The sequence below is a fragment of the Nocardia sp. NPDC004604 genome, from assembly GCF_040609795.1.
Lineage (GTDB): Bacteria > Actinomycetota > Actinomycetes > Mycobacteriales > Mycobacteriaceae > Nocardia.
In genome coordinates, this window is sequence record NZ_JBEXLC010000025.1 from 54,888 (window position 1) to 71,669 (window position 16,782).

The following is a 16,782-nucleotide window of genomic DNA, read 5'->3' on the forward strand; positions in this document are numbered from 1 at the left end:
GGCATCATGGTCTGCGTGGTGGATTCGGGTGTGACCAGGGGCGCGGACTGGCTGCTCGACGCGCGTGCCCTACCGGTTCGGCTGGGGGTGCTGCTGACCTCGGCGATGGGCTGTCTGCTGCTGCTTTCGGATGCGCCGGGTCCGGTGGACTGGATCATCGGCCTGCTCGCGGTGTGCGCGACGGCGGGCGGTATTCGATGGCCGTTCACCACATCACTGCTGGTGACCGGGCTATTGGTGCTCGGCTTCGAGATCGGCGGTACGGGTCCGTTGGTGCCGAAAGTGGGGGCCGCCATCGCGCTCATCGAACTCGCCGCACGCCGCGGCGGGTGGCAGCCGTGGGTGGCGGCGGGAGCGTTGGGCGGGGCGTATCTGCTGCATCCGGCCGGGGCGGTCGCCGCGACCGGCTACCGGGCATTGGTGATGGCGGGTGCGCCGCTGCTGATCGGACATCTGCTGCGTGCCGCGCGCGAGGGTGCGGATCGGGCCCGCCGGGCCGCGGGGGAGATCGCGCAGCGTCGGGAGGCCGATATCGCGGCCGCGCGGGCCATGGAGCGGACCGCCATCGCCAGGGAATTGCACGATCTGATCGCCCATCACGTCTCGTCCACCGTGCTGCGGGTGGGTGTGGCCCGGCATGCGGTACCGGACGCGCCGCCCGCGGTACGTGAGGTGCTCGACGATATTCACGCCAGCGGTACCGAAACCCTCGCCGATCTGCGGCTGCTCGTCTCCGTGCTGCGCGATCCGGCAATGGCGGGCGAATCCTTCATCGCGCCAGCGGATCTGCCGGAAGCGATCGCCGCCGTCGCGGAGCGGGCCGAACAGCTGGGCACCATGGTGGCGGTGCAGGTCGACGCTGCCGTGACGGAGGTGGACGCGCTACGGGCGTTGACCTTGCTGCGCCTGGCACAGGAGGGCGTGGCGAATGTGGTCAAGCACGCGGGTTCGGGCGTCACGGCCCGGCTGACCATCACCGCACGCACCGACGGTGCGGTCGATTTCGTATTGTGCGACAACGGGATTCGAACAGTGAACGGCTCCGGGAACGGCCTCGGACTGGTCGGATTGCGCGAACGCGTTGAGCTGCTGGGTGGCGAGTTCGTCGCCGGGCCGGGTGATTCCGGTTGGCGACTCGACGCATCCCTGCCGCCCGCGATTCGGGTGGCATCGTGACGGTCCGGGAGAGCGAGCGGCCATGACCATTCGAATATTGATCGTCGACGACCAGCAACTGGTTCGGGCCGGGCTGCGCATGCTCTGCGAGACCGATGCCGAACTCGAGGTCGTCGGGCAGGCGGCCAGCGGGGGCGAGGCCGTGCGGCTGGCCGAGCAGACCACGCCCGATGTCATCCTGATGGACCTGCGCATGCCGGGAATGGACGGAATTCGCGCCACCGAACGGATTCTCGCAATGCGGCCATCGATCCGCATCGTCGTCCTGACCACCTTCGACGATGACGACCACCTGTATCCCGCGCTCGCGGCGGGAGCCTGCGGATTCCTCGTCAAGGATGCCTCGCCCACCGATCTGCTCGATGGCATCCGCCGCGCCGCCGCGGGCGAATCGCCCTTCACTCAGGCCGTATTGCAGCGACTGGTGGATTCGGCGGTGTCCGCACGGGAGGCCGCCACGACCAACGATGATTCCGATGCGCCGCAGGGGCTTACCCGACGCGAAGCCGAGGTGCTCGCCTTGGTATCGACGGGTCTGTCCAATGCCGAGATCGCCGAGCGTCTACATCTCGGCGTCACGACGGTCAAAACGCATATCGGCAATCTGATGACGAAAACCGGTGCCACCAACCGGGTTCGGCTCGCCGTGCTCGGCGCGACGAACGGGCGTCGACGCTGAGTTCTCAATGTGGATGCTGCGCCACATATCTCGCTCGTTCGAGCGCTCGCTGCCGTGCCCGCTCCGGATTCTCCAGATCCGCTGGCAGCCCGTGCTCGGCGAGTCGGTGTGCCCGATTCATCGGCATGAAGGCCGCGGTGTAGAACAGCGCGAGCAGCAATGCCAGCAGCACCATCGACCCGCGCAACCACAATTCGCCCGGAAACAATAGGAATACGGCGAACAGCGGAGTGAACGGCACCAAACCGCGCACGATATGGCGCGGGGTCGCGTATCGGCCGGTGAGGTCATTGCGTACCCACTCGCGCAGCGAATCGGGCAGGCGCCGCCCGAAGGCGTAGCCGAGCCACTGGATGGGATTGGGTCGATTGCTCATGCGTGTACTCCTGTCGCGGCCGCGACCGACCGTCGTGCGGCCGCATTGACCCGCGTCAATACCTCGTGCAGTTCCTCCAGATCCGCCAAGGTCACCCCGAGTCGCTCCACCACCGCGGGTGGAATCTTCAGGGCCTGCTCGCGCAGCTCCACTCCGGCGGGGGTCAGATCGACGACGAGGTTCCGCTCGTCGCGGCTATCGCGGCCGCGGGTGATCAATCCGGCCGACTCCAACCGCTTGAGCAGCGGTGACAGGGTCGGCGAGTCCAGCTGGATCGCCTCGGCGATCGCCTTCACCGACATCGGCGCCTCACCCCACAGCGCCAACATCACCAGATACTGCGGATGGGTGAGCCCGAGCGGTTCCAGCAGCGGCCGATACACGCCGAGTACCGCCCGATTGGCGACGGCCAGTGCGAAGCACACTTGCCGATCCAGCTGCAGCGGATCATCCATCTCCATGGCTCCTCCTAGGTCTCCATCTACCTTAGCGCATGAATAGTTAGTGCATGAACTATTGTGGCCGACACCCCATCGGATGTGCGGGATCCACGGGGCGGGCATCGTTAGCGTGGGGATATGGATCCCGACTGCGCGCATTCGCGCATTCACGAGCTGGATGCCGTGCGCGGCGTCGCGCTGTGCGGGATTCTGGTCGTCGATATCCGGCAGCTCACCGATATGCGGGCCACGGTCGAGCCCGGAGTCGTCGATCCGATGCGGCACCTGCTGTGCGTGCTGTTCGAGGGACGGTTCTTTCCGATCTTCTCGTTCCTGTTCGGGCTGAGCTTTTCGCTGTTCCTCGACCGCGCCGCCCAGTGCACCGATCGCCCGCGACTGGTCCTGGCGCGCAGGTTGATCGCTCTCGGTGTCCTCGGCCTGATCCACCATGTGTTCCAGCCGGGTGAGGCGTTACTGCCATACGCGATCGTCGGATTGGTGATCCTGCTGCCTGCGGCGGTCCTGCCGCGCTGGGTGCTGCTGCTCGCCGGGCTGGTCGGTGCGATCGGGGTGCCGGTCGCGCTCGGCGGTGGGCTCGGCCTGGTACCCGGCCTGTTCCTGCTCGGCTCGGCCGCCGAGCGCTTCGGTCTCGCGGATGACCTGTGCGACCGCGGCTGGCAGGTCGTGGTGGTATTCGCGCTGGCCGCGCCGGCCGCGGTGGCCGCGGGAATGTGGGAGTACCGCATACCGTATGCCGAGCTGTGGACCGGCAGTGTGGCGCCGGTGGCCGGACTCCTCGGCGCACTCGCATATCTCACCGGCATCCTGCTCTTTCTGCGCACCGAGACCGGCGAGGTGTTCGCGGAGGTGCTCGAGCCGATGGGCCGGATGGCGCTGACCAACTATCTCTCGGCAACCCCCCTGATCCTGACCGCCGAGCCGTGGCTGCACCTATCCGACTCCGACCGCTACGACACACTGCTCGGCCTGGCCGCCGCGATCATCGCGGTGCAGGCGCTGTGGAGTTACCACTGGCTGCGCTGGTTCCGCTACGGCCCGTTCGAATGGGTGTGGCGATGCGTGACCTGGTGGCAGCTGGTGCCCAACCGCCTGACCCGTCAGGAACGCCGGAAACTCACCGTGGCATACGGGCCCGGTCGCTAGGGAAATCTCTGTGGTGACGCTCGGCTGCTGCCATTCGCCGCCTACGGTGTGGCCGAGGCGTTTTCGAGGTCGGGGGTGCTGGCCGTGCTGGTGTGCGCGCTGTATCTGACCGATGCGGGCACCGATTTCGGCGAACGCGACTACCGCCTGGTCGGTGACGCCTTCTGGGAGATCACCGAAATGTTGTCGAGCGGTTTCGCTTTCGGGCTGATCGGCCTGGAACTCGGTGTCGTGCTGGATGATACGGGCGACGGCTGGCCGTGACTGCTGGGTTCGCGAGTGTCGTTGTCGCCGTGGTGGTCGTGCTGCGGCTGGTGTGGCTGCTGACCACCCTGCGCCGGTGGCTGTGGCGTGACGAGGCCCTGGTGGACCGGGTAACCCGCCGCCTGGACCTCGGGCGGGCGTTAGACGTCTACTTGGCGCCGACACCCGCGGATCGGAGCGCAAATCCTTCGGTTTCGCGCATAGCCGGATCGGCCGGTTTCAAACGCCGCGCCGGGTGCGGTGTTTGGTTCTCGAATTACCGGGCATAGCCAGAAAGTAACATCAACCAGTACAGCGGGATTGTCATGATCATTATCATCGGGCTCGTCGTTCTCATCGGCGCCGTAGTTATCGGCGTTGCGGGAGTGGCGGCCAATACGGGTGAAGTTCGTACGTCATCCAGCGATTTCGGGGTATTCGACTATCACTTCACCGCCTCGGCGGGGGCGCTGTTCCTCTACGGGATGGCGATCGGGGCGATCGGGATGCTCGGCCTGAGCCTGCTGCTCGCAGGTGTCTGGCGCAGTTCCCGCCGTAGCAGTGCCGTACGTCGTGACCTGCGACAATCGCGTAGGGAACTGGCGGCCAAGGAAAAGGCGGCGCAGCGTCCGGCAACTCCAGCGGCCGGATCACCGCCGCCTGCCCGCAAACCCACCCCGCCACCGGGCGGTAAGACGGTCTGGAGCTGGAATCGGTTCATACGCCAGCCCAGCCGCGCGGACGCGGTCGAAACATCCGGCCGCACAACGGTCAAAACGACCAAGTAAAGGAAAAAGCCATGATTATCTTGGGCTTAATACTCCTCATTGTCGGATATCTGCTCAGCATTCCACTGCTGACCACTGCCGGAATCATATTGCTGCTCGTCGGCGCGGTACTCGCACTCGTCGGGTCGGTGGGTCACCGCCCGATCGGCGGTCGGCAGCACTACTACTGACCGAGGTGAACGGGCCGGGGCGAGTACATAATTCATGCCCCGGCAACGCCCGCCAATTGACCGATGCCATAGGTGACCGCCATGGCCAGCGCACCACCGATCACCACCCGCAGCACCGCCCGCGCGCGGTTGCTGCCGCCGAGGCGGGCGCTGACCGACCCGGTGATCGCCAGCGCGACCAGCACCGATGCGAACGTCACCGGAATGCGCGCCGTGGTGGGCGGCAGAATGATCGCAAGCAGCGGCAGCAGTGCACCGAGGGTGAATGCGATCGCCGAGGATCCGGCCGCCTGCCACGGGTTGGTCAGCGCGTGCGGATCCAGGCCGAGTTCGGCCTCGGCGTGGGCGCGGAATGCGTCGTGCGCGGTCAATTCCTCGGCCACCTTGTGCGCCGTCTCCGGTGACAACCCCTTCGCCCGATAGATATCGGCCAGTTCGGCCAATTCGTAATCCGGTTCGTCGGTGAGTTCCTTGCGTTCCTTGGCGAGTAACGCGCGCTCGGAATCGCGCTGGGTGCTGACCGAAACATATTCGCCGACGGCCATCGAGATCGCACCAGCGGTCAGTCCGGCGATACCCGCGGTGAAGATGGCCGAGCTGCTCGTCGTCGCCGCGGCGACACCGACAACCAGACCGGCGGTCGATACGATGCCGTCGTTCGCGCCGAGCACGCCCGCGCGCAACCAGTTCAACCGGGACGTAAAGCCCTCACCATGCGGCTCGTGCGGGTGCGGTGCACCTCTGGTCTCCATACGCCGCAGACTATGCCAAAGCCCGCAAAGCATCAGCTAGCCGGACCGCCAGCGCCACGATGGTCAGCGTCGGATTCGCATGGCCGGTGGTCGGGAAGACCGAGCTGCCCGCGACGAACAAATTCGCCACACCGTGCACCCGGCAGTCGGGGTCGACCACGCCAGCGCGCGGATCCGCCGACATCCGCGTGGTCCCGGTCGGATGCGCCCAGTCGGTGAGCATCAGCGGCAGCGTGCTGTCCACGCGCGCACCGTCGAACAGTGCCGGGGTAGGTAGACCCAGCCGCGTGAACTCCTCGACCGCCAGCTCCGCCGCCCGCCGCACGGTGCTGTCTTCCTGCGGATTTACCCGCCAGTCCACCCGCGGCAGCGGCACACCGAGACGATCGGTGCGATCGGTCAGGGTGATCCGGCTGTCCGGGTTGGGCAGCTGTTCGACCATGCAGCGCAATTCGATTCGATCGAGTTTGTGCGGCAGTCCGGTGTGCCGGATCAGCCTGCGTCGCGCGCCGGCCAGCAGCAATCCGGCGTGACTCACCGCGACCCGCGCGTCATGCCGATCGCCGCGCCCGCGCAGCAATTGCTTGACCGACTCCCACGGATCGTCCTCGGCCGGAACCTCCTGCAGCCACAGCGCGCAATTGAGCAGCCCCTCGGCCTCCTGGACCTTCGGTGACAATGCGACGCCGTGCAGGAAGGTGTGCCTGCCGTGCGGTGTCTTGACCACGTATTTGCCGAAGCGCTCCAGTGCACTGTCCGCTACCGCCGGATCCAGCACGCCGACCGCGCCGCAGCGGTGATCCATCAGATAGCGCCCCACCATGTCGTGTCGGTTGCCGATGCCCCCGGGCGTGATCCGTCGCGATGCCAGCAGCAGACGCGGATTCCCGATTCCGCCGGTGGCCAGTACGAAGGTGTGCGCGTGCACCGTTCGCGGCTGGGGCTCGGCCCCGGCGACCTCGAGCGAAACCACCCGTGCGCCTTCGGGATCGGTGTCGATATGAGTGACGGTGGCATTGATGAGCACCTGGATATTCGGTGCGACAAGGTCTTTCACATGGGCGCCGAAGCGCTTGCAGTCGAATGGATCCACCGGATCCCGGCTGATCTGCCAGAAATACGGGCGCAATCGGGTCGGGTCGAGGCGATGCTCGGGTTGGGTGCGACCGGCCAGATCCCAGAATGCGTCATCGGTGAAACCGCTGCCATAGCCGATCCCGATATGCTCGGCCGCCCGCGTCAGAAACGGTTCGAGGTCGGCCGTGCCGATCGGCCAGCCGGATCCGGAAACCCATGGGCGGCGGCTGAAATCGAGGTCGTCGAGCAGACCGCAGCGTCCGCTCCAGGTGTGGGAGGCGCCACCGAGAATCCGGTCGCCCGCTGCTCGATCCGATTGCGCCCGGCGCGCGCCCACATTCTCGATATCGGCGAGCGCGTCCACCTCTTCGGTCGCGGTCAGGCCGCCGCTCTCCAACACCAGCACGCGCAGTGCTGATCCGGCCAGCTCGGCCGCAATGGTCAGCCCGGCGGGTCCGGATCCGATTACACAGATATCGGCGGTGAGGGCGTCATCGCCGACCGCTCGCAGATCATCGATTCGCAACGGCGGTCCTCTCCCACAACCGTATACACCCCGACGTCACGCCCGTTACTCCCCGCGCGAGCGTCTCGTTCACTGTAGGAGACCGGACATCCGATCGTTCCCGGATCAACAACCTCGGCTGAAGAACGCGCGCACATAGCCCGCTGACTGGCGGATGTACATCCAGGTCCAGAATTTCACGCCGCTATCACTGGGACTGGCCACCATGGTCAATTCGCCGTCGAAGCATTTGCTCACGATGTACCTGGCCCGCGACACATGCGGGGTATAGGTCACCACAATGATGTGGCGCCAGCCGTAAAGCCTTGCCCGCCGCCCGATCTCGCGCGCCTCACCATCGGTGGTCCACGGATTCGGCACGAAACAGCTGACGGTGAATTCGAAGCGGGGCGCGCAGTATCGGTCCATCACCGAATCGTCTTCGCCGGTGGACCGTGAAATCAGCAGCTGCGGCGCATATCCGCGTTCGGCGAGATCGAGGCCCACATCGAAACGCTCATAGGCGGTGCCACCCAACACCACGATCGCATCGGCCCGGCGCAGCGGATCGGTCTGCGGATGGACATACACCGGCAGACCGGCCACGCCGAGGACGGCGACCAGGGCGAGCAGGGCACCGATAAGCAAACCAGCTCGTCGTAGGCCGGGCACGAATCCGACGATACCGAAATCCACGCCGCGCCGACGTCGGCGCAGCACGGGCCGGTTTCACCGAATCCCGGTGCGGCACAGGATGACCCCGATGCCGCAGGTTGCGCACAAGGCTGGACCCTAACGGTAGTCGGGATTCTCGAAATCGAACCGGCAGCCCGCGTCCCATTCGGAGCGCTGATTGCCGTGTGCGGGAATGCCGTGGTTGTCCTTCAGCATCCGGGCCAGATGCAGCAGATTCCAGGTCATGAAGGTGGTATTGCGATTGGTGAAGTCGTTCTCCGGTCCACCGGAACCCGGATCCAGATATGACGGGCCGGGTCCGGCCTCGCCGATCCACCCGGCGTCGGCCTGGGGCGGAATCGTGTAGCCGAGATGTTGGAGGCTGTAGAGGATATTCATCGCGCAGTGTTTGACGCCGTCCTCATTGCCGGTGATCAGACAGCCGCCGACCCGGCCGTAGTAGGCGTACTGGCCGCGCTCGTTCAGGATCGACGAATTGCCGTACAGCCGTTCGATGACGCGCTTGGTGACCGAACTGTTGTCGCCGAGCCAGATCGGCCCGGCCAGCACCAGAATGTCGGCATCCATCACCTGCCGCTGCAGCACCGGCCATTCGTCGGTGGCCCACCCGTGTTCGGTCATATCGGGCCAGACCCCGGTCGCGATGTCGTGATCGACGGCGCGGATATGCGAAACCTGCACCCCGTTCTTCGCCATGATGCGGGCACTGACATCGATGAGACCCTGCGTATTGCTCGGCTCGGGGGACCGCTTGAGCGTGCAGTTGATGAACAGCGCCCGAAGGTCGTCGAAGGTAGTCATGTCCGAAGTGTCGGCCGGTCCCGATGCCGCGACAAGGAGCTCGCCCGGCATGTCACGGACTCGTCAGACCTGGTCATACCGACTTGTAGCTACTTCAGATTCGGGGTGGGGCCGGATGAACCGGCAACCGAGCTCGATGGGCGACCACCGCGCTCGCGGCTCATTTCAGGGGCCGCTCCCGGATGGCGAGTTGCTGCTGGCCGCGCACGAAGCTCACTTCACGAATGCCGAGTGCGTCGTGCAGCTTCCCCGCCGGGATAGTGACCGGCTTGGGCGCGGGGCCGTCGCCGGGATGGGGGAGCGGATAGGCGGTGGTCGTCCCGCTGTGGAAGGTGATGTTGCCCTCGGTCTTCGTGAACAGTTGGTGCACATGGCCGTTGAGACAGGTCACCGATGCGAAGCGGCGCAGGTAGCTCAACGCCTGGGTGGCGTCGTCGGTGCCCCAACCCCAGTCCGGATACATGGCGAACAGCGGGATGTGGCTGAAGACGATGATCGGGGTGTCACTGGATAGCGGTGCGACATCCTTGCGAATGAACTCCAGCTGATCCTGGCCGAGATGGCCCAGCAGATTCAGATTGAGCGTATTGACCAGTGCGATCACGTGCACGCCCGCGATATCGAAGCTGTACCAGCCGTCGCCACGAGTTCCGGCGCCGAATGCGGCGCGGTATTTCTGCCCGGCATCGTCGATCGAATCGTGTTCGCCGGGAACGGTGAAGACATGCGGGGTATTCGTCTGGGTCAGCATCTGCTTCACCTGATCGAATTGTTCCGGGGTGGCCAAGTGGGTGAGATCGCCGGTGTGGATCACGAAATCCGGTGTATAGCCGAGGGCATTGATCTGACCGATGGCCTCGGCGAAGGTGTCGGTGACATCGGTGTTCGCCGGTCCCTGGAAGCCGAGATGGCTATCGCTGAGTTGGGCGAAACGTAGTTCCGGCCGCGGTGTGCTGTCGGCACGGGCCATGGTGCCCGCCACCTGCGAGATGACTTCGCCTCCGACAACGGACAATCCGACCGCCGCGCCGAACCAGGCGGAGTGGCGCAGCAATTGGCGGCGGGTCATGGCATGTGGGTCGCGGGGGTCGTAGTCGTTGCTCGGCGTCATTTCGTCACCTCCACGGTGCCGTGCATGAATGGGTGAATCGTGCAGATGTAGTCGAAGGTCCCCGGTGTGGTGAAGACGAAGGTGAATGTCGCGTCGTGACCCATCCCGGGGGAGCGGAAGCCGGCATTGCTCGCCGCGATCGTATGCGGCTCTTCGTCTTTGTTGATCCAGGTCACCGTGGTACCGACGGGGACGGTGAGTTTCGCGGGCGAGAACACGAAGTTCTGGATATCGACGGTATTCGGGGTTGCCGCGACCGCGGTCGACATTGTTGTGGTTGCGGCGGTCCTGGGACACCACCCGCAGCTCCCGCCCGGTCCTCGGGTCCGCGGTTCTCGCGGACGACGCCCGTCCCTGCATGAATCCGTGCCTTCCGAATCTAGGTGCGGACCAGTCACCTCGTCCACAGTCAGATACCGGTGCGCGTTACACCCCACCCGCCGATGGGGTGACCAGACGTGCCAGATTCCGGTGCGACCAGCGCCGCGGTCGTCCGCTGCATCGCACCCGGCGCGCCGTGGATCGCAGCACGACCGGGGTCTTGCGGCAAGGCCCCGGATGCGGCGCTCCCGGCGCGCCGTGGATCGGCCTGACGCTGGGCAGGAGACCGCCGACGCCTTCGAGTCGCTGGCCAGCGCGGCAGGCGTGGTAAGGCGGTACTGCGGGTGAACGCCGATGATCGTTGAGCCTGTCGTGCGTCCCGGGCAGCTGAGCCATTCGCGATGACTTTTAGGCCGCAGCGCGCCGAATAACGGGCCGCGATAGGGTTCCGAGCTGCGGCGATATCGATAGCGATATCGACTTTCGGGCGCATTGGTCTTGGACAGCCGTACCGGCCCTGTGTTGTCGTGTCGGCATGACAAAGATCGGTAGAAGCGGACCGGCCTCGGTTCGCGCGAGGTCCGTCCTGTTGGCGATGGCGCTGCTGCCCCTGATCGGCGCGTGCGGGGGCGAGTCGACGGATTCGACCCCGGCAGCACCGACCACGGTGGCCGCCGCGGCCCAGCTGAGCGGCATCGAGCAGCAGCATGCGGCCCGGCTCGGCGTATTCGCCGTCGATACCGGTTCGGGCAAGACCGTCGGCTACCGCCAGGACGAGCGGTTCGCCATGATGTCGACCTTCAAGACATTCGTGTGCGCCGCACTGCTGCGCGAACATCCGCTCGCCACCGGGTATTTCGACCAGATCATCCATTTCACGCAGGCCGATGTCACGGCCGCGGCCGGTTCGCCGGTCACCGGTACCCGGATCGAGAGCGGTATGTCGGTATCGGAATTGTGCGATGCGGCGATCACCCGCAGCGATAACGCCGCGGCCAATGAACTGCTGAAACTGCTCGGCGGCCCGCAGGCCCTGACCCAGTTCCTGCGCTCCATCGGCGACCGGACTTCCCGACTGGATCGCTGGGAGCCGCAGCTCAATACCGCCATCCCGGGCGACGAACGCGACACCACCACCCCGGCGGCGATCGCGGCCGACTATCGGGCACTCACCGTCGGCGACGTACTCGCCGCGCCCGAGCGGGAGCGGCTGACGGCCTGGCTGCTGGCCAATACCACCGGCGGCAGCCGCATTCGCGCTGGCCTGCCCGCCGAATGGAAGACCGGTGACAAGACCGGCACCGGCGACTATGGATCGGCCAATGATGTGGCCGTCACCTGGCCCACCGGCAGCGCTGCGCCGATCGTGCTCGCCGTGCTGACCACCCATAACAGTCCAGATGCCCAGGCGGACAACGCATTGATCGCGGAGGCGACCAAGGAGGTCGTCACATCGGTGCGGTGAGCCCGGTCGGCCGCTGCTGCGCTGCTTCGCGCCGAACGGCGGTAGGCGTTGTGCCCCACCATCTTCGGCAGCAGCGGGTGAAGGTGGCCTGTTCGGACAGCCCGATCAGCGAGGCGACCTGACTCATCGGCATATCGGTGGTGGTGAGGTAGCGGCGGGCCTCATCGCGGCGGACGGTATCCACGATGGCGGCGAAGGAGCTGCCCTCGGCGGCGAGGCGTCGTTGCAGGGTGCGCGGATGAATCGTCAAAAGCCTTGCGACGGCGGCGATTTCCGGTGCTGTGGTACCCAGCAGCTGTTGGGCGGCGGCGCGGACCTTCGGTGCGATGGCGGCATCCGCGCCGCCGGACTGTTCGGCCAGGAATGCCATGGCCAAGCGGTGCAGGTTCTCATCGCCGCCGCTCAGCGACAGTGACGCCAAGCGGCTCGGGATACGCAATGCCGCCGCTGGCCGATCGACGCGCACGGGTGCGCCGAAGAATTCCTCATAGACCCGGATCGGCGCCGCGGGCCGATGTGGCAGTTCGACCGAGCGTAGCCCGTAGCGCTCGTCCACCAGTCGCTGGAAGGTGCGGTGCACGAAGGCCAGCCCGAGATCGGTGCCCTGGACCGGTGTCGGCAGGCCGGGTTGGATCCCGTATCGCAGGGCGATCACGCTGCGATCGCCGTACGGGTCGGGTTCGAGGGCCAGATGCAGCGAGCGCGCGTGCAGGAACAGATAGCGCGAACAGCATTCCAGGACATCGGCGAGGGTCGGTGAATTCCGGATGGCCAGGGCCAGCGGGCCGAGCATATCGAGATCCTGCCGTCGCGAGATGCGCAGGCCGAGATCGGGGCAGTCGAGTCGCTGTGCGGCCAACTCCAGCGCCGCCGCGACCGCCTGATCAGGTACCAGTAGATCATCGGCATCGAGGGCGGCGATCGGCAGCCCGACGGCGGTGGCGAACTCCTCGGCATTGCCGCCGAGCTCGGCCACCGTCGCGCGGAATCCGCGCAGCCCCGCGGACCGAATCACCGACATGTCGCTCAGAATCAAATACTTGTCGCGCAAAGTCAAGAATCCGGTACTCTGCCCTCGCAGACTGGAGTGATGAGGCGAGCATCGCGCAGCGATTCGATGACGGGTGGTGGCCCGGTGGCGGGCGGGACCGAGACCGCCGTACTTCCGGACCACCTCGATGTCGTGATCGTCGGCGCCGGACTGTCGGGGATCGGCGCCGCATACCGGCTGCAGACCGCATGTCCGGGCAAGACCTACGCGGTGCTGGAGGCGCGCGCCTCACTCGGCGGGACGTGGGATCTGTTCCGCTACCCCGGAATTCGTTCGGATTCGGATATGTTCACCCTGGGCTATCCGTTCAAGCCGTGGCGGGATGCGAAGTCGATCGCGGACGGTCCATCGATCCTGCGCTACGTCGAGGAAACCGCCGCGGAGTTCGGCATCGACCGGCACATCCGCTATGGCACCAAGGTCGTTGCCGCCGACTGGTCCACCGAATCGGCGCGCTGGACGCTCACCCTCGAGCAGCGCGACGCCGCGGGTGTCACCGAGCGCCGCACGCTGACCTGCAACTTCCTCTATGCCTGCGCCGGTTATTACAACTACGACCAGGGCCACTCCCCGGAGTTTCCCGGCATCGACTCCTTCTCCGGACAGATCGTGCATCCGCAGTTCTGGCCCGAGGATCTCGACTACACCGGCAAACGAGTCGTGGTCATCGGCAGTGGCGCGACGGCCGTCACGCTGGTGCCCGCCATGGCCGAGCAGGCCGAGCTGGTGACCATGCTGCAGCGCTCACCGACCTGGATCAGCGCCGTCCCCGGCCGGGACAGGCAGGCCGATAAGATCCGCGAGCTGCTGCCGCCCAAGTTGGCGCACCGCGTGATCCGCACCAAGAACATTCTGTTCAGCATCGGCTTCTACCAGTACTGCCGCCGCCGTCCCGAGGCCGCCCGCAAACTGCTCACCGGTTTGACGACCCGAATCATCAAGGATCGCAATGCCGTTGCCGAACACTTCACCCCGGACTACGACCCGTGGGATCAGCGGCTGTGCGCAGTGCCCGATGCCGACTTCTTCAAGGCGATGAAGAAGGGCACGGCCGAGGTCGTCACCGATCACATCGAAACCTTTGTGCCCGAAGGGATCCGGTTGAAGTCCGGCCGAATCCTGGAGGCGGATATCGTGGTCACCGCGACCGGACTGCAGCTGCTGGCCTTCGGCGGTATCGCGCCGCAGGTCGACGGGCAGCCGGTGCCGCTCGCCGAGCAATTCGTCTGGCAGGGCGCGATGCTCACCGGCGTACCCAATTTCGCGGTCTGCATCGGCTACACCAATGCCTCCTGGACGCTGCGCGCCGACCTCACCTCGCGGCTGGTCTGCAGGGTCATCAACCACCTGGACCGCAACGGCTATGCGGCCGTGGTGCCGAAGCTGGATGGCAGACTCGACGAGCGCCCGCTGCTGGATCTGGCCTCCGGCTATATCCAGCGTTCGATCGGTGACTTTCCCCGGCAGGGTGATCGGCATCCGTGGAAGGTACGGCAGAACTATCTGCTCGACTCGGCCACCACGCTGCGCACCAGCCTGCACAAGACCTTGGCACCGACGCCGTATTCGGCCGTGCGCCAACGCGATCTGTCCGTCACCGGGTGACGGCCGGGGCCGTCCAGTCGATCCGGTGGTCGAACATCCAGCTCAGCGGGGCGACACCGACCTTGGCGGCCTTCTTCAGGAAATAGGGTGTGAGCAGGCGGACCAGTAGGCGGCCGAGCCCATTGGATGCCTTGTCGCTACTGGTTTCCGCGCCGTGCGCGACCACCCGCTCGACGCGTTCGCGGCGGCGGTCCTCGAAGGCGGCCAAGGCCGCCGCGGTGTCCGGAATATCGCGCAGGCAGATCGCCAGCGTCACCGCGTCTTCCACCGCCATCGACACACCCTGGCCGGACGATGAGGCCACCGCATGCGCGGCATCACCGACTATGACCATCTTGTCGTTGTGCCATTTGGCGACTGTCGGCATGTCGTACTGGTTGAAGGCGGAGACGAAGGTGTCATCGGTGGTGGCGGCGACGATCCGGGCCGCGGGACCGCGATCCGCCGAGAGCAATTCGACCAGTTGTGCCCGCCACTGCGCCGAGCTGGCCGAATCCTGTGCCGAAAGCTCCTGTGTCCGAGGCATATTGGCGAACCACCAGATCTCGCCGTCCGGCGCGACGAAGTATCCGAAGAACGCCTTCTTCCCGAAGATCATGCTGTACACGCCCGGGCGCAATCCGAGCTCCCTGTGCAGGGCCGGATCGGTGACGAACCCGCCGAGTCCGTAGATGCCGAGGAAATGTGCCTCCGGCGCGGTCGGATCGATGATTTCCCTTGTGCGGGAGCGGATTCCATCGGCACCGATGAGTACGTCGGCCTCGATCGTGGTGCCGTCGGCGAAGGTCGCGCGGACGCCATCGGCGGTCGAGGTCGCATCGATCAGCCGCTTGCCGTATTCGAATCGCACCCCGCGCCGCGTCGCCTCGGCATTCAGCGCCCGATACATATCGCGGCGCTTGATGCTGTGGGTGACGGTTCCGTCGGGCAGTGTGCCACCGATCGGCATATCGGTGATGTGCTTACCCGCGCTGGTCGCGAAGGACAGCGTGGCGGTCGGATGCCCGATCTCGGTCACCACATGATGCGCGTCCAGCAATGCCAGCGCCGACAGTCCGTTCACCGCGACCGTCAGATATGCGCCGATCTGCCCGGCCGCGGCCTCCTCGTAGGCCTCGCACACGATGGGCTCCAAGCCCGCCCGCTGCAATGCCATCGCGGTGACCGGTCCGGCGATCCCGCCGCCGATGATCAGTGCCTTCTTCATGGTGTGTCTCCCGAATCTCTCTCTTGACTCTGCGGTATCTTGATTATCAAGACGTTAGTAGTTTGACGATCAAGAGGATTGAATGTCAAGAGAAAAATCCGAAGAGTCGGGTGAGCTGGCCGAACTGCGTGCACAGGTCGGCCACGAGGCGCAGGCGCTGCAGGCCGCGGTCGACGCCGTAGACGAGGCTGCCGCGACCCATCTCGGCGTCAACCGCACCGACCTGCGCTGCCTGGAACTCATCTGGCTCGGCGAATCCACCCCCGGCGCCCTCGCCGCCGAATTGAGTTTGACCAGCGGCAGCGTCACCGCCATGCTGGACCGGCTCGCGAAACTCGACTACGTCGCGCGCCATCCCGAACCCGGTGACCGGCGCAAGGTCATCATTCGGATCACCGACCGGGCAATGGCCGAAGTCATGCGGATCTATGGCCCGATCGCCGAGGAAGGTGCCGAGGAGGTCGCCCGTTACAGCGCGGCCGAATTGCGCACTGTCCTGGACTATTTGCGCCGGTCAAGGGAATTGCAAGATCGCCACCGCGCTCGCATCGCGAATCTACGTGAGCGCTGAATTACCTTCCGCAAGTGGGCGTTAAGGATTGCCCATGGCCGACACTGACATGATCACCGACATGATCACACGGCGGAACGCAGGGTTGGTAGTGGCAGTGGCGGCGGGCACGATGCTCGTCGCCGGATGTGGCGGCAAGGATGACGCGGCGGATCGCTGGAACTCACCGGCGCCTACCGCATCTCGTGAACAGCTGGTGCTGACTCCAGCGGAATTCCCCTCGGGCACAACGAAAGTGGATCTGCCGCAGGACAAGCTCCAGTCGGCCGTCGGCGATATCTCCGCCATCCAGCAGAATGCCACCTTCACCCCGGCGGAATGCGGGTCGACGCAGCAGGATCTGGGTGCGGCGACCAAGGAGTTGCTCGGGCAGTCATCGATCGTCGCGGCGACCGGTAAGTCGAGCACGATGTTCGTCGAGTTCGTCTCGGGCCGAACCGGAAATCTGCAGCGGATCACCGATGGCAATAAGCGGTGCGCTGAGGTCCAGATGACCTCGACCGTGAATGGTCAGCCGGTGGAAAATCAACATTGTCATATCAACTACACTTAAAATATCAACTGCCACTTTACCATATTGATCA

The 16,782-nt window shown here is 65.7% G+C and carries 21 protein-coding genes; 11 read left to right on the plus strand and 10 right to left on the minus strand.

The window, feature by feature from the left end; genetic code table 11:
• Positions 1-15: 15 nt before the first annotated feature.
• Together ABZW16_RS12100 and ABZW16_RS12105 are read left to right on the plus strand one after the other, a co-directional pair.
• Positions 16-1,176 (plus strand): histidine kinase, encoded by a 1,161-nt coding sequence (locus tag ABZW16_RS12100; RefSeq protein WP_354954985.1) that lies wholly within the window; start codon positions 16-18, stop codon positions 1,174-1,176.
• Positions 1,177-1,198: 22 nt separating this feature from the next.
• A complete protein-coding gene (locus tag ABZW16_RS12105) occupies positions 1,199-1,855 on the plus strand; it encodes a response regulator transcription factor (RefSeq protein WP_354954987.1) in 657 nt (218 codons plus the stop codon).
• A gap of 4 nt (positions 1,856-1,859) precedes the next feature.
• Here ABZW16_RS12105 and ABZW16_RS12110 read toward each other — a convergent pair whose 3' ends face one another.
• Both ABZW16_RS12110 and ABZW16_RS12115 read right to left on the minus strand, forming a co-directional pair.
• Positions 1,860-2,231, minus strand: coding sequence for a DUF5313 family protein (locus ABZW16_RS12110; RefSeq protein WP_354954989.1), 372 nt, complete (start codon positions 2,229-2,231; stop codon positions 1,860-1,862).
• Positions 2,228-2,692, minus strand: coding sequence for a MarR family transcriptional regulator (locus tag ABZW16_RS12115; RefSeq protein ID WP_354954991.1), 465 nt, complete (start codon positions 2,690-2,692; stop codon positions 2,228-2,230). The genes ABZW16_RS12110 and ABZW16_RS12115 overlap by 4 nt, the downstream gene beginning before the upstream one ends.
• A 117-nt stretch (positions 2,693-2,809) precedes the next feature.
• Between ABZW16_RS12115 and ABZW16_RS12120 the strand changes: the two genes are divergently transcribed.
• The 5 genes from ABZW16_RS12120 to ABZW16_RS12140 are packed head-to-tail and all read left to right on the plus strand — an operon-like array spanning position 2,810 to position 5,036.
• The gene (locus ABZW16_RS12120; RefSeq protein ID WP_354954993.1) at positions 2,810-3,835 is read left to right on the plus strand and encodes a DUF418 domain-containing protein; all 1,026 of its coding nucleotides are present in this window, start codon (positions 2,810-2,812) and stop codon (positions 3,833-3,835) included.
• A gap of 48 nt (positions 3,836-3,883) precedes the next feature.
• Entirely contained in the window at positions 3,884-4,099 is a 216-nt protein-coding gene (locus ABZW16_RS12125; protein ID WP_354954995.1) for a hypothetical protein, read from the plus strand.
• On the plus strand, positions 4,096-4,368 hold the full coding sequence (locus ABZW16_RS12130) for a hypothetical protein (RefSeq protein WP_354954997.1): 273 nt from the start codon (positions 4,096-4,098) through the stop codon (positions 4,366-4,368). The genes ABZW16_RS12125 and ABZW16_RS12130 overlap by 4 nt, the downstream gene beginning before the upstream one ends.
• Before the next feature lie 36 nt (positions 4,369-4,404).
• Entirely contained in the window at positions 4,405-4,866 is a 462-nt protein-coding gene (locus tag ABZW16_RS12135) for a hypothetical protein (protein WP_354954999.1), read from the plus strand.
• A gap of 11 nt (positions 4,867-4,877) precedes the next feature.
• The gene (locus ABZW16_RS12140; protein WP_354955001.1) at positions 4,878-5,036 is read left to right on the plus strand and encodes a hypothetical protein; all 159 of its coding nucleotides are present in this window, start codon (positions 4,878-4,880) and stop codon (positions 5,034-5,036) included.
• A 32-nt stretch (positions 5,037-5,068) separates the two neighbouring features.
• Here ABZW16_RS12140 and ABZW16_RS12145 read toward each other — a convergent pair whose 3' ends face one another.
• From ABZW16_RS12145 to ABZW16_RS12170, 6 genes are all read right to left on the minus strand, one after another.
• Complete coding sequence (locus ABZW16_RS12145; protein ID WP_354955003.1) at positions 5,069-5,788, minus strand: VIT family protein; 720 nt, start codon at positions 5,786-5,788, stop codon at positions 5,069-5,071.
• Positions 5,789-5,798: 10 nt separating this feature from the next.
• Positions 5,799-7,391, minus strand: a complete 1,593-nt coding sequence (locus tag ABZW16_RS12150; RefSeq protein ID WP_354955005.1) for a GMC family oxidoreductase — start codon at positions 7,389-7,391, stop codon at positions 5,799-5,801.
• A 105-nt stretch (positions 7,392-7,496) separates the two neighbouring features.
• Positions 7,497-8,018, minus strand: coding sequence for a YdcF family protein (locus ABZW16_RS12155; RefSeq protein WP_354955007.1), 522 nt, complete (start codon positions 8,016-8,018; stop codon positions 7,497-7,499).
• A gap of 144 nt (positions 8,019-8,162) precedes the next feature.
• Complete coding sequence (locus ABZW16_RS12160; RefSeq protein ID WP_354955009.1) at positions 8,163-8,867, minus strand: flavodoxin family protein; 705 nt, start codon at positions 8,865-8,867, stop codon at positions 8,163-8,165.
• Between the two features lie 160 nt (positions 8,868-9,027).
• The gene (locus ABZW16_RS12165; protein ID WP_354955011.1) at positions 9,028-9,978 is read right to left on the minus strand and encodes a metallophosphoesterase; all 951 of its coding nucleotides are present in this window, start codon (positions 9,976-9,978) and stop codon (positions 9,028-9,030) included.
• The gene (locus ABZW16_RS12170; RefSeq protein WP_354955013.1) at positions 9,975-10,247 is read right to left on the minus strand and encodes a cupredoxin family copper-binding protein; all 273 of its coding nucleotides are present in this window, start codon (positions 10,245-10,247) and stop codon (positions 9,975-9,977) included. The genes ABZW16_RS12165 and ABZW16_RS12170 overlap by 4 nt, the downstream gene beginning before the upstream one ends.
• A gap of 587 nt (positions 10,248-10,834) precedes the next feature.
• Here ABZW16_RS12170 and bla point away from each other — a divergent pair.
• On the plus strand, positions 10,835-11,764 hold the full coding sequence (gene bla, locus ABZW16_RS12175) for a class A beta-lactamase (protein WP_354955015.1): 930 nt from the start codon (positions 10,835-10,837) through the stop codon (positions 11,762-11,764).
• On the opposite strand, the gene ABZW16_RS12180 is transcribed toward bla, so the two are convergent.
• Positions 11,748-12,785 (minus strand): AraC family transcriptional regulator, encoded by a 1,038-nt coding sequence (locus tag ABZW16_RS12180; protein WP_354955017.1) that lies wholly within the window; start codon positions 12,783-12,785, stop codon positions 11,748-11,750. The two genes, bla and ABZW16_RS12180, sit on opposite strands and share 17 nt — an antisense overlap.
• A 96-nt stretch (positions 12,786-12,881) precedes the next feature.
• Between ABZW16_RS12180 and ABZW16_RS12185 the strand changes: the two genes are divergently transcribed.
• Positions 12,882-14,420 carry an NAD(P)/FAD-dependent oxidoreductase gene (locus ABZW16_RS12185; RefSeq protein WP_354955031.1) on the plus strand — a complete coding sequence of 513 codons (1,539 nt, stop codon included), beginning with the start codon at positions 12,882-12,884 and terminating at the stop codon, positions 14,418-14,420.
• Here ABZW16_RS12185 and ABZW16_RS12190 read toward each other — a convergent pair.
• Positions 14,410-15,627 (minus strand): FAD-dependent monooxygenase, encoded by a 1,218-nt coding sequence (locus ABZW16_RS12190; protein ID WP_354955018.1) that lies wholly within the window; start codon positions 15,625-15,627, stop codon positions 14,410-14,412. The genes ABZW16_RS12185 and ABZW16_RS12190 overlap by 11 nt on opposite strands.
• 82 nt (positions 15,628-15,709) lie before the next feature.
• Between ABZW16_RS12190 and ABZW16_RS12195 the strand changes: the two genes are divergently transcribed.
• Positions 15,710-16,198 (plus strand): MarR family transcriptional regulator, encoded by a 489-nt coding sequence (locus ABZW16_RS12195; RefSeq protein ID WP_354955020.1) that lies wholly within the window; start codon positions 15,710-15,712, stop codon positions 16,196-16,198.
• A 34-nt stretch (positions 16,199-16,232) separates the two neighbouring features.
• Complete coding sequence (locus ABZW16_RS12200; protein WP_354955021.1) at positions 16,233-16,751, plus strand: hypothetical protein; 519 nt, start codon at positions 16,233-16,235, stop codon at positions 16,749-16,751.
• Positions 16,752-16,782 lie beyond the last annotated feature (31 nt).

Coding starts and splice junctions, on each gene's coding strand:
- ABZW16_RS12105 (WP_354954987.1), top strand. CDS start 1,199: ATGACCATTCGAATATTGATCGTCGACGACCAGCAACTGGTTCGGGCC.
- ABZW16_RS12110 (WP_354954989.1), bottom strand. CDS start 2,231: ATGAGCAATCGACCCAATCCCATCCAGTGGCTCGGCTACGCCTTCGGG.
- ABZW16_RS12115 (WP_354954991.1), bottom strand. CDS start 2,692: ATGGAGATGGATGATCCGCTGCAGCTGGATCGGCAAGTGTGCTTCGCA.
- ABZW16_RS12120 (WP_354954993.1), top strand. CDS start 2,810: ATGGATCCCGACTGCGCGCATTCGCGCATTCACGAGCTGGATGCCGTG.
- ABZW16_RS12135 (WP_354954999.1), top strand. CDS start 4,405: ATGATCATTATCATCGGGCTCGTCGTTCTCATCGGCGCCGTAGTTATC.
- ABZW16_RS12140 (WP_354955001.1), top strand. CDS start 4,878: ATGATTATCTTGGGCTTAATACTCCTCATTGTCGGATATCTGCTCAGC.
- ABZW16_RS12145 (WP_354955003.1), bottom strand. CDS start 5,788: ATGGAGACCAGAGGTGCACCGCACCCGCACGAGCCGCATGGTGAGGGC.
- ABZW16_RS12160 (WP_354955009.1), bottom strand. CDS start 8,867: ATGACTACCTTCGACGACCTTCGGGCGCTGTTCATCAACTGCACGCTC.
- ABZW16_RS12165 (WP_354955011.1), bottom strand. CDS start 9,978: ATGACGCCGAGCAACGACTACGACCCCCGCGACCCACATGCCATGACC.
- ABZW16_RS12170 (WP_354955013.1), bottom strand. CDS start 10,247: ATGTCGACCGCGGTCGCGGCAACCCCGAATACCGTCGATATCCAGAAC.
- bla (WP_354955015.1), top strand. CDS start 10,835: ATGACAAAGATCGGTAGAAGCGGACCGGCCTCGGTTCGCGCGAGGTCC.
- ABZW16_RS12180 (WP_354955017.1), bottom strand. CDS start 12,785: ATGTCGGTGATTCGGTCCGCGGGGCTGCGCGGATTCCGCGCGACGGTG.
- ABZW16_RS12185 (WP_354955031.1), top strand. CDS start 12,882: ATGACGGGTGGTGGCCCGGTGGCGGGCGGGACCGAGACCGCCGTACTT.
- ABZW16_RS12190 (WP_354955018.1), bottom strand. CDS start 15,627: ATGAAGAAGGCACTGATCATCGGCGGCGGGATCGCCGGACCGGTCACC.
- ABZW16_RS12195 (WP_354955020.1), top strand. CDS start 15,710: ATGTCAAGAGAAAAATCCGAAGAGTCGGGTGAGCTGGCCGAACTGCGT.
- ABZW16_RS12200 (WP_354955021.1), top strand. CDS start 16,233: ATGGCCGACACTGACATGATCACCGACATGATCACACGGCGGAACGCA.